The organism is Leptospira kirschneri serovar Cynopteri str. 3522 CT (genome assembly GCF_000243695.2).
Classification (GTDB): Bacteria; Spirochaetota; Leptospiria; order Leptospirales; family Leptospiraceae; genus Leptospira; species Leptospira kirschneri.
The window spans coordinates 482,881-494,673 of record NZ_AHMN02000011.1; the positions used below are offsets into that span (position 1 = coordinate 482,881).

At 36.5% G+C, this 11,793-nt stretch carries 10 protein-coding genes; 5 read left to right on the plus strand and 5 right to left on the minus strand.

Features of this window, described 5'->3' with window-relative positions; all coding sequences use genetic code 11:
• Positions 1–61 precede the first annotated feature (61 nt).
• The 5 genes from LEP1GSC049_RS211730 (at position 62) to LEP1GSC049_RS211710 (ending at position 7,705) form a co-directional block, all read left to right on the plus strand.
• Positions 62–2,269 (plus strand): adenylate/guanylate cyclase domain-containing protein, encoded by a 2,208-nt coding sequence (locus tag LEP1GSC049_RS211730; RefSeq protein ID WP_004757058.1) that lies wholly within the window; start codon positions 62–64, stop codon positions 2,267–2,269.
• Positions 2,266–3,813, plus strand: coding sequence for a hypothetical protein (locus tag LEP1GSC049_RS211725; RefSeq protein WP_004755826.1), 1,548 nt, complete (start codon positions 2,266–2,268; stop codon positions 3,811–3,813). Before LEP1GSC049_RS211730 ends, LEP1GSC049_RS211725 begins: the two co-directional genes overlap by 4 nt.
• A 4-nt stretch (positions 3,814–3,817) precedes the next feature.
• The gene (locus LEP1GSC049_RS211720; RefSeq protein WP_004755715.1) at positions 3,818–4,636 is read left to right on the plus strand and encodes a fibronectin type III domain-containing protein; all 819 of its coding nucleotides are present in this window, start codon (positions 3,818–3,820) and stop codon (positions 4,634–4,636) included.
• Positions 4,633–5,400 carry a DUF1554 domain-containing protein gene (locus LEP1GSC049_RS211715; protein WP_004762579.1) on the plus strand — a complete coding sequence of 256 codons (768 nt, stop codon included), beginning with the start codon at positions 4,633–4,635 and terminating at the stop codon, positions 5,398–5,400. Before LEP1GSC049_RS211720 ends, LEP1GSC049_RS211715 begins: the two co-directional genes overlap by 4 nt.
• A 769-nt stretch (positions 5,401–6,169) precedes the next feature.
• Positions 6,170–7,705 (plus strand): YceK/YidQ family lipoprotein, encoded by a 1,536-nt coding sequence (locus tag LEP1GSC049_RS211710; RefSeq protein ID WP_016560988.1) that lies wholly within the window; start codon positions 6,170–6,172, stop codon positions 7,703–7,705.
• 574 nt (positions 7,706–8,279) lie between these two features.
• Here LEP1GSC049_RS211710 and LEP1GSC049_RS211705 read toward each other — a convergent pair.
• The 5 genes from LEP1GSC049_RS211705 to LEP1GSC049_RS211685 all read right to left on the minus strand — a co-directional run bounded on the left by LEP1GSC049_RS211705 (position 8,280) and on the right by LEP1GSC049_RS211685 (position 11,202).
• On the minus strand, positions 8,280–8,870 hold the full coding sequence (locus tag LEP1GSC049_RS211705; protein WP_004770213.1) for an energy transducer TonB: 591 nt from the start codon (positions 8,868–8,870) through the stop codon (positions 8,280–8,282).
• Positions 8,871–8,873: 3 nt separating this feature from the next.
• Complete coding sequence (locus LEP1GSC049_RS211700) at positions 8,874–9,284, minus strand: ExbD/TolR family protein (RefSeq protein WP_004755781.1); 411 nt, start codon at positions 9,282–9,284, stop codon at positions 8,874–8,876.
• Positions 9,285–9,287: 3 nt separating this feature from the next.
• A complete protein-coding gene (locus tag LEP1GSC049_RS211695) occupies positions 9,288–9,707 on the minus strand; it encodes an ExbD/TolR family protein (protein WP_004755726.1) in 420 nt (139 codons plus the stop codon).
• Between the two features lie 26 nt (positions 9,708–9,733).
• A complete protein-coding gene (locus tag LEP1GSC049_RS211690) occupies positions 9,734–10,537 on the minus strand; it encodes a MotA/TolQ/ExbB proton channel family protein (protein ID WP_016560935.1) in 804 nt (267 codons plus the stop codon).
• A gap of 131 nt (positions 10,538–10,668) precedes the next feature.
• Positions 10,669–11,202, minus strand: coding sequence for a DUF1564 domain-containing protein (locus tag LEP1GSC049_RS211685; protein WP_016560964.1), 534 nt, complete (start codon positions 11,200–11,202; stop codon positions 10,669–10,671).
• Positions 11,203–11,793: the final 591 nt, after the last annotated feature.

Genomic DNA, 11,793 nt, shown 5'->3' on the forward strand with positions numbered 1-11,793 from the left:
TTCAAATTTTAGATTTTAGAATGACAGAAGATAAAACCTTCTTATTCTGCTCCAGACTGGGATGTTGAATCGGTGGAAAAATAAAAGTGACAAATCGGTTCGTTGGGAAGAACTACCAAATCTTCATTCCGATTTGCAGGATCTGGATCTGATCATACGAAGTCTGATTTCGGAAAAACTTTCTTTTGGAATTCGAGAAATCATTTTTTGTCTTTCTGCGGAACAAGCTCTATCTCTAAAAAAGTCTGGAGACTTTTTAAAACTTATAAAAGATTTCAAACAAGCCGGTTTTACTATTTCATCCGCGGACAAGGATAAAATACTTTCCACAAACGTAGAATCTTCTTCTAAATTTTTTCGTTATCTGGAAAGCCGTTCCAGAAACGCAAACTGTTTGGTTTGGACCGAAGGTCCGGAACTTTCCCAAATCGAATCAAAATATTATGATTTTCTAAATCATTTCCGACAGATACACGGTAACGAATTCGAACCGTTTCGCCCATCCAGGTTTACGATTCGTGTAAAACTACTTTCTATCGTTTCCGCGATCATCACTCTTAGTATGAGTCTGATGATTACGATGGCCACGTATTTTTTTAGGAAATACAGCGAAATTCTCATTCAGGAATACAATCTATCTCTTGCTAGGATGACGGGTATTCAGTTGAGCGGACAATTGAAAGAAACCACACGTAAAATTCAGGATTTTCGTTCCGAAGATTCCGAAAAGTTTTTTAGAACCAATTCCAACGCGGTGGCATATGTACGTTTTAAAAACAAAACCTTAAATTCCACTTTGGAGATCGATTCCCTTTTTTGGAATTCAAAATTCTTAAAGTCTAATTCGGTTGCACCTGATCCTACAAATCTAAAAAAAACGTTGGAAAAATCTTTTTCCCGTTTACCTAATACATTAGAAATATTGAATGTTTCTTCTGAGTTTGGTTTTCCCGCGGTTGCCGTTTTACTTCCAGTGGGAGCCGAAATTTCAGGTTTGGTTTTTTCCGCTTCCGAATTTTTAGGTTCTTTTCTCAGTGTTAGACAAACCGATTTTTTTCAAATGATCGTAGTGGATTCTTCCGGAAACTTGATCGCTCATTCTAACGATAAGGAGGCGGTTTCTGGAAAGGATTATAAAAAACATCCTCTTGTGGAAAATATGTTACGTAGTCCTTCGGACAACGGTTCTCAACGATTCGATTTCGAAGGTAGAGAAGTATTAGGTTCTTATCAACAATTGGAAGTAGGTGGTTTAGGGATTATTTCCACGTTAGACGCTGATATTGCCTTTGAAGCGGTGTATAAGATCAGAAGACAAAATCTTTTGATTATGATTTCTGTTTTGTCGGTTGCGTTTTTTGTAGTGTTCATTTTTTCAAGAACTCTTACGATTCCGATCATTCAACTTCTTTCCGCGACTAAGAAGGTAGAACAAGGGAATTATGCCGTGGATATTCGTGCAACTACACACGACGAAGTGGGAGTTTTAACCAATTCGTTTTTAAGAATGGCGAGAGGATTGGAAGAAAGGGAAAAAATTAAAAATACGTTCGGAAAATTTGTAAATAAAGAGATCGCCGAACGCGCGTTATCTTCCGATTTAAAATTGGGAGGAGAAAATAGGGAAGTTACGGTATTTTTTTCCGATCTTAGAAATTTTACCGGAATGTCTGAAAAGATGAAACCGGAAGAGGTGGTTGAATTCTTAAATCAGTACTTCACTGAAATGGTGGAATGTATTTATCTAACTCAAGGAATTGTGGATAAATTTATAGGCGACGCCGTGATGGCTCACTGGGGAGCTTTGGTCCACGATGGAAATGAGGCTAAAAATTCGATTAACGCCGCTTTGTTGATGAGAAGGGCGTTGATAGAATTTAATCTAAAAGGAAAAGAGATCGGTCGCCCTTTTACTCGTTTTGGTTGTGGTATCAATTCCGGACCGGTGATCGTTGGGCAGATTGGTTCCGAAAAGAAGTTAGAATTTACGGTCATCGGAGATACGGTCAATCTCGCCTCTAGAATCGAATATTTAAATAAGGAATTTGGTACGGACATCTTAATTTCAGAAAGTACGTATCAACAAGCAAAGGATCATTTTAATTTTGTGGAACTTCCGGCCGTTTGGATCCGAGGCAAGGAAAAACCACAGATCGTCTATGCGGTGTTAGGCTGGAAAGAAGATCAGGATTGTCCTAAGTCTTTAGAAGAATTACGAACGTTATGCGGAATTCCGGACCCTGAAAATCCTTCTCGGTCTTTGGCATGAATTTTTATTCTAAATTCAACAAGGAAATTCTTGTAGGGATTCTGTCTCTGCTTGTTTTAGGAGGTTCTTTTTTTCTTTTTTGGAAAGAAGGTGCCGTGGATTTCGGAAAAAGAGAGGCGGTCGGAAACATCACTTTTAAATACAGAACCGCTCAGAGAAAATTTTCGGATCATATGATCTGGCAAGATGTGGAACAAAACTTTCCTATTTTTAATCAGGATTCTGTCAGAACCGACGAACTTTCGGAAGCGATCGTTACTTTAAAATCTGGAACTAAGTTTGAGTTAGATCCTAGATCTATGATCGTGATTCATCTTAAGGAAGAAGAGGAACTTTTAAAACTGGAAGAAGGTTCTGTAAAAATACAAACCGATCATTCCATGAGTTTGATTTCCGGAAAAACCGTTTTAAAGTCCAGCGACGAACACGGTATATTTCGTATAACGCGAAATGATAACGACGTTGTGGAATCCACCAAAGGAAATCTAAGATGGACCGATTCCGAAGGACATATGGGTTTGATCCGGGAAGGAGAATCTGTCAGAGTAGGGAAGGATACAGTTATACCGATCCAGCAAGAATGGAAATTATTGGAGCCCGTGGATAATAATCGGTTTTTTCCGGAAACCGGAGATGCCAAAATTAGGTTTCGTTGGAAATCCGATTCTGGCTTTGTCGGTTTATTAGAAATTTCATTAAACCGAAATTTTAATTCTTTGATTTTTAAAAAGGAAATTAAAGGGGATTTTACGGAGGAAAGTTTTCCGGAAGGGATTTATTATTGGAGACTCGTTTCTTCTGATAGGAAAAAATTTTCCGAAGTTCGTAAATTCAGAATTCTTCCTAATCCTCCCGTGACCTTATTGTTTCCTTTGAAAAATACAACTCTGGAAGGAAGCGCGTTACAATCTTTTCGTTGGAAACCTTCACAGTTGGCTACCGGTTATATTTTAGAAATTTCGCAATCTTCTGATTTTAAATCTGAACTCAAAAAAATTACGGTTTTTAAAACTTCGATTTCTATTCCTTTGTCCGTAGGTAGGTATCATTGGAGAGTAAAAACTTTTTCTAATTTATCAAATATGTCTTCTGTATCCGAAGTTAGATCTTTTTCTATAGAGGATATAAAGTCTATTATAAGTTCTGAAACTATTTCTATTGAAGCAGTTCAAAAAAATAAAGATGATTTTAACGGAAATGAGATAGAGAGAATTCCTAAATTGGTATATCCTATTCACGGTGGGACCGTGGATATGACGGGACGAAATTCGATCGTATTTAGATGGAAACATAACTCTAATTCTAAAACGGAGAAATGGAATCTAAATCTTTATGGAAAAAACGGGGAGCCTATATTCAAAAGATCTGTAAATGGAGAATCTTTTCGCTTAACGGATCTAAGTATTTTAGACGTTGGAAAATTTCGGTGGGCATTGATTCAAGAAGGAAACGAATCCAATCAAAACAAGGCGGAATTTACGATCGTTTTGAGAGAGGACTTAGCGACTCCCGAAACGAAAACAACTGGTAAAAAAGGAGAGTGACGGATTGAGATCTGTAGTCTTAAAAATTTTGGTTCTTTTTTGTTTGTTTATTAGTTATTCTGCATATTCAGAAGAAAGAAAGTATACCTATTACATAGAATGGAACGAAGTGAAAGGGAATAACGGTTATAAGGTGGAAGTCAGAAAGGTTTCCAGTCCTGAAACCCTTGTAGCCGAAGAAAAAACGGCTACTAGTAGTTTGGAATTTTTAATTCCTGCGGGTGAATACGAATTTAGAATTTCGGCTCTGAACCGTTTCGGAAAACCGTCTTCTTGGAGTCAGTGGTCTTCTTTTCAAGTGGAACAAGACAGGCCCAAGAGTGTTGTGGAGGCGGAAAAAAAATTGGCTGCCACGGGTGTTTCCACTTGGAAGGTATGGGTTCCTGGTTTGTTACCGATCGAAAGAAAAGAATATATCAAGACCTCTTTGATCTTTTTGTGGTTTGGTGCGCTCGCAGTTGCGGGTAACGCGGAAAGAGTCGCAGGTAATTCTTTTGCACAATCCGCCACGAATGATCCCACGTTTTTAACATTAGTTTCTTTTTATGCGCCCTTGCCGTTATCGATCTATTTTCTTCATCAAAGAGACGGAGATAAAAAGGAATATGAAAGACATCAAAATAATCAGGTGAGTATAGGTCTTTTAGCTATTTTGAGTTACGGTTTAAATGTATGGTTGGAAAAACGTTCTTTTCATTCTACTACCGTTTTGATAGAATCCAAACCGGAAAGTATATTCAGAGGAAACGATTCTTATATACAACCAAACGTTTTGTTTTCTTTGGGAAGGTTTGAAATCAGTTTTAGGAGGGAATTAGAATGATCGCACAAAAAATCGATTTCTTAAAAAAGGTTCCCTCTTTGTGGAATGAAATTTATATTTTTAGTAATTGGATTAAAAACATTCAAAAAATAATATATTCTTTTTTGATTATGTTTTGTTTCTTATCGAGTTGTTCGGTTCCGTTTCCGGATTTTAATTCGAGCCTTTTGTTGTTACCTTTGTTGAATGCAAACAATACAAATAACGTTTCTGATCCTAATCTCGAATTGAAATATATTTTTGTCACCGTTACAGGAACAACCGGACAATTAGGTGCGGGGGCCGTGACCGGGGCGGACAACATTTGTACGAACGAAAAAAACACGAACTTTACTTCTTTACCCGGAAACGGGACCGACTATAAGGCTTTGATTGCTTCGACGGTGGCTCCTATACGAAGAGCTTGTAATGCTACTCCTAATTGTACCAACTCTGTGGAAAATACAAATTGGGTTCTTTTGCCTAATCAAGAATATTATAAGGGAACGGTCACTTCTCCTGTAAAAGTATTTACTACTAATCCTGCGGGGATTGTAATTTTTCCATCTCTTAGTTCGATTGATTCTAATGCTGCTACTACTTGGTGGACGGGAATAGAAAACGATTGGATTTCCAGTCCGGATCACTGTGCTAACTGGACGGATGGAACTGCCGTTAGTAATGGACAGTTCGGTATCGGAAATACCATTTCTAATGCTTCTATCGGGTCAGGATTCACTTTGGATTGTAGTATTTCCAGAAAACTAGTCTGTGTTAGGCAATAAAAAAACAAACGAACTTGGAACAATGATATTACTCATAACTATATAATAAGTACCTAATGTTTTACATGGAATCGGCGTTTTGTGATAGAATTAACGATGCTTATTTTTATAGAGATCAGCAATAGGATGAATAAAACAAAAACATATTAGGTTCTTTATATTTTTTTTGAATGTTATTTGAGATTAAGAATGAACTGTGTATAAATGGAGTTTTTGAAAAAACGTATCTACGATTAACTGTTGATTCGGTTTGATGAAAAAAACGGAAGAGGGCCGATTTTGTGATAATTCTAATGTAAGTGAGATCGACGTAAGAAAATCGAGGCGAATCCGGCTTGCCACAAGCAAACCGGACCGGGCTCTTTAGCTCTGGTCAATAAATTGTATAAAAGAAACGTAATGCAATATATCGTCTTAATTTACAATTTAGAACGCGATCCATAGAGAGCGTTCTGCTTTAGTTCCCCCGCATCGATCCCTTTCGCGTTATGACTTATAGTATGAAAATGAACTTAAATAGATTCAATGTTTTTATTTTCAATTTGTTGAATATATTTTGAATGAGCGTATTTCTTTGAAAGAATTTTAGGGAGATTCCAAACTGTTTTTAGATTTTTACAGATGTCTGAGTAATAGGATAATTTTGAATTTTTTGACAAATCGTTACTTGGAAGCTAAATTTTCAACAACGTATTGTGTAATTCTCAGTAATAGAGTTTTATAACGAGTTAAATTTTATTTTTATAATATAGGATAAATTGGTTTTTTTATGTTTATTAAGTTTATTGTATCGGTTTTCATTATATTACAATTCAGTTGCAATAGTACATCGGCTATTGTATATACTTTTAAAGGGAAAGAAAAATTTTATCCGTATTCTGGAGCGGTACTTGCTTTTGAACGTTTGATCTGGGAAACATGTCCTCCTAAGCCATTTTCAAAAAGTTTTTGGGACGTATTGATTCTAATCGATCTTCCTTTTACCTTAGTGTTCGATACCATTCTTTTACCGGTATCTTTTCCTTATTACTTATATGTGGAATCCGGTTCACCTGGATCTAAAAGTTGGTATTATAACACGCGGAAAGAAAAACTTTATACTTTTATAGCAAAGAATTCTTCGAACGACATTCTAAGTTTGACTTTAGAAATTCTAGAAAAAGATAGTAAATACATATATATAAAGTTGCTAATGTCTATCTCACGTTTAGAAGAAAAAGTTTTACATTTACAAAAGAAAGGAATTGCTCTCAATAAAGATTTAGAATATTTGATGTCAGTTTCGTATAACGGTAAAATAGACCCAGGATTACAATTGAAACAACACGTTGAAATTGTAGGTATAGTCTATGAACAATTTAGGGAACATCCAAAATTAAAATCTATAAATGATGAAGATTTATGGAAAAATTATTTTGAAATCGTATGGAGAAATTATTTTTCTAAAGGGGGACTCATTCGTAATCCGGACGTTTTAAAGAAAATTTTAGATGAATTTTCAGATCCAAAAGACACAGCCATTTTGTTCCAGGAGATTGCTTCTTTTTATTCGGAACGGAGTCGAGATGGACTTTATCCTGATTTTGTCATAAGCCCTAGTTCTCAAAGTACTTTTGAATCTTTCGAAGTCCGTTCAAACTTAGGACTTCCAAAAACAAATCAAGAATTTTGGAAAAACCAAATTCAAATTTTATTGGAACTAGATAGAATGATTCGTAAGGATTTTACTCATTTAAAAAAAAGTTTGGATCCAGTTTGGAAAGAAGCGATTTCATCCGGAGTTGTATCTTATCATTATACTGCTTTGGAAAAAGTGTTTCGAGAATTTCCGAAAGAAACAAAAATCTCCATCGAAAATTTATTTAAAAAAGCAATAGATAGTGATAATCCCGATTCTGTACAGTTTGTAGGAGAGTATATTTCCGATTTTAGTATATATTTTGCATCTGATCGAAAGATGATCCTTACCGTGCTCCGATCTTCTAAGATACTTGAAAAATTGTTACAAGCGGGATTGGATCCCAATCGGATCTATGGATTTAAAAAAAGCGTATTCGTCAACGGTCGCTGGATCGATGGGATTGAAGAAGATACTTTTTTAATACTTTGTTTAGAGGACAGTAAAGAAACATCCATAAATTCATTGCAATTATTATTGAAGTACGGAGCTAAAACGGATTTAGCTGTAAAAAGATATTCTCTTGGAAAAGAATATTTATACAATCCTCATGCTGCTTTAGAGAATTCTAATTCTTCTCTTAAACGTAAGATATTTACAGAGTGGATGAAAAAGAAATTTAAATAACGTGAGTTTTACCTTTTTAAAGGTAACAAAACGTGTCTCCGCAAATTTTAGAGTCTTTCAATGTAGGATTGAATGGGTTCGGATCACGAGCTGCTACGAGTTATACGTTTGTTCTGGAAGCTCAACGTTTCTGATTGTTGCCGGAATACATTTTTGTAATTTATATATATTTTAAAAAAATAAGATATTCTAATATATAAAGACAAGACTTTTTGTGTTCTTGACACAAATTGAGTTAGATTTGAAAAAATAGAAAAAAGGTTGGTTGACTATGTTTACTTTTATCTGTTTTTTTAGAACCTAAATCAACGTGAATTCGATGGTTGAAAATCTTGGCGTATAAAACTCAATGTAACGACTCCCTGAACGCCGATCCTTAGAGAGGCATTAGTCCGTGTTTTCTTATACCCAAGTCACATTATTAAAGCGTAAACTATTGAATCGGTACTGTATTATATAGTTCTGAGCTGATAATAAAGGCGGTTTATATTTTTTGTTCATTAGAGTTGTTGAAAAGTTAATTCTTGATCTGTTTCCGTTGTATTGCTTTATAGAATATTCTAATTTATATATATTAGTAAAGACTAAATCGAACCGGAATCAAAACTTTGACTGTGATCGGCTTGCCGTCCAAAATGGAAGGAGAATATCTTTTTTTGTAGAATGCTTCGATTGCTGCTTCGTCTAAACCGAACCCAAGGGATTTTCCGACAGAACGAACTCTTAACACTTGTCCATTCTCTGCAATGATTACCTCTAAAGTAGAGGTTCCGGTAATACCTGCAGATCTGGCTTCGTCGGGATAATCTGGAGTGATATTCGGAGTTAGATCTACCGGAGCGGTTGCGCCGGAAATGATTGCGTCTTGTGCGCCTGCAATTCTAGGATCTTCCTTTTTTTTAATTGTATCGGTTACTTCAAATTCTCCGTCGTCTGCTGCTTCTCCAACGTTTGGTTCTTGAATGACTAAGTTGTCTACAAATGCAACTTCATCTACAAGCCGATCCAATCGATCGAATTGAACGGAAGGTGTGTACCAAAAAAATAGAATGAATATTTGTAGAAGAAAGGAGACGGAAAGAAAAAATTCCATCCGATAACGATCAATCCATCTTCTGAACCTACTCTTTTTCGCGATGGTAATTGTAGAGTTAGATGTTACCATCGATCAAAGGCCTCCGCCTTGAGTGGTTTTTGTGACTAGGGATATTTTCAATGCACCTGCTTCTTTCAAAAGTTCAAAGGTGCCGTCTAATTCTGCATATGGTAAATTTTTATCTGCGTGGATCAGAACTTTAAGATCGGGAGTAGTAGTAAGTTTGGCTCTTACGTGATTAATCGCTTCGTTCAAAGGCATTTTGACTTGATTGAAATATACCGCTTTATCCGCGCCTAGATATAGGTTTGCTATTTTTTTATTTAACTGTTCTCCACCTGGAACGTCTGGAAGAGCAATCGGTAGATCCGGGTCCGTATCTAAAACGGAAGTAACCATAAAAAAAACCAAAAGTAAAAATGCGATGTCCGCCATTGAGCTGACTGGGATCGAAGGTGGATTTTTTTTCTTTTTTAAACTCATATTTTATTTCAGCCTTTTTACGGAGATCTGTTTAAATCCTCGAATTTGAACGGCGGATAACGCGTCTAACATGTTGCCGTATTTTGTATCTCCGGTCGTTTTTATTAATGCGACTTTGTTTTCTATATCTGGGATTTCCATCAGATTGAGTTCTTGTCTAAAATCGATTAGGTTCCTATATTCTTTAGTTCCAATCGATTTATTTTTCATCTTAACCAAATCGCCTGTTACCAAAATTTCGTAGATGTTTTCTCGTAAAATCAACGTAGGGTTTGAGTTCTTTCTGGGAAGTTGAATGTTCAATCCTTCTTTTACGAAGAATACGGCGGTCACCATAAAAAACACCAATAATAGAAATGCGATATCCGACATTGAAGACGCGGATATTTCCTCTAAGGTGCGTTTCTTTTTGATTCGGATCATAAGGATACCTTCATTCAAAAAAACGATTATACTTTTTGGGAATTTCTTTTTAAGAATTCCTTATATATCCTGTTTGCTGCTTCTTCGATTTCGGAAGTAAAACCGTCGATTCTAGAAGTCAGGTATTGATGGAATGTCATTGCAGGGATCGCAACGATCAAACCCGCAGCAGTTGTAATTAACGCTTCTTTAATACCACCAGCGACTACTTTTGCGTTTACTTGATCCGCGTTTGCGATTGCGTCAAATGCGTTGATCATACCGGAAACGGTTCCTAAAAATCCGATCAAAGGAGCGATCGTAGAAACTGCAGCAAGGATTACAAGTCCTCTTTCCAATACGGTAATTACTTCCGCCGCTTCTCTTTCTACACCTTTTGCGAAAATTTCAGCGTCTCCGGAAGATACTTCGATTCCACCCGCTAAAACTTGAGTGATTTTATAGTCTTTTCTTTCGTCTAGAAATCCGCGAACCGAGTCCAAACCTTTTGAGTCCATGGTTTCGCCTAAGTCTATGTTGTATCCTTTGGGAAGAAGTTTTGCTGTAGCTAGGAAATAAATTCTTTCAAATATGATTCCTAACGCTACGATTGAAGAAAGTGCTAAAGGATACATGGTCCAACCGCCTAAGAGAAAAAGATCTACAAATCCCCAGCTTTTGTCTGCTTTGGGAGTTTCGGTTTTAGATGTTTCAGTTGTGGGAGTGGTTTGTGTTTGTTCCGGTGTTTTATCTTGTGCGAATATTACAGATGTGGAAATTGAAATCATTCCAGAAAGGATCTGTGCTACGAACACCCATTTGAATTCTTTTTTTATAGAGAAAAATTTCATCGACGTCTCCGATTAAAATGTCTCTGTAATATATCTTTGATTTGTTACTAAGTGATTACAAAAGGATTACGGATCTAAGATTTAGAGGACACTTTGTGTATGATAAACAAGGCGTATTCCAATGTTTACTGCTAGGACGTATGAAGATAATACGGATATTTGTTCGTCATTGGGTTTGGTTCGAATTGTAATTCTCTCGAAATGAGATTTTGTCTCCTGTTTATCTTCCAGATCATTTTGTAAGTCCAATGAAAGCTAGGAACTCCTTGGTTCAAAGTTTTCACAAAAAAATCTTCCTCTCCACCCAGGTCCTCCAACCAAAGCATGTAATTGAAAAGATAACATCTCGAAACCCCATGGGCGGCCGCTAACACACCCAAGTTCGCCCAAACCCCAGTATTCACACGAATGCTAAACTTTTTCATCTTGCCAACGCCACGATTGTATTTGATTTTCCCTGCCTTATAATGAAGACGTTCCATCGAAGCGATCCGCTTAGAATACTTTCTCAATAAAATGGGAAGTTTGCTCCGAAGAGCTTTTCTCTCTTGAGAATTCAAACGATTCCAATAATCATCCGGGACCAAAAGGGAATCCGTTCCAACAGAATTTTCTACCAAAGCAGACTCAATTTTTTGACAGTCATTCAATAAAAGAATATCCATACCAGAAACGGTTCTTCGAACTTTCTAAACGGAGCGTTTTATCAATTTTTTTTCGAACTAAACACAAAATTTTAATTTAACGTGAGTGAGCGCGAAAGGGATCAAATGCGAGGGAACTTTAGTAGAACGTTCTCTCAAACTAAGGCCGTCTCGCTCTCTGAACTCAGCGTTTCGTTCTACGGGCGCTCGAAGTAACTCAGCAAAACGTTTTCCTGAAACTCAATGCATCGCTCGGTCGCTCTGGAAACTCAGCGTCTCACTCTCCATCATAACGTTCGACAGATCGCATTTTATATTAAAACTAAAGACGATTCTTATATAACGTTTTCTGAATGCAATTTATTGACAGAGCTAAAGAGTCCGGTCTTGCTGCCTGTGGCAAACCGGATTCGCCCAGGTTTATTTAACGTGAACTCACATTATTTTAGAATTTAAAAATAACTGAAAAATTTGTAAATATCCGGATATGACAGTGAACTCGAGCAGTTTATTATAAATTTATAAAGTATTTACTTATGCCATTATAAGGTTTTGAGACAAGTTCTTAAGTTGTTCAGAGTTACTACTCGGACGCATGAATAGAATACTTGG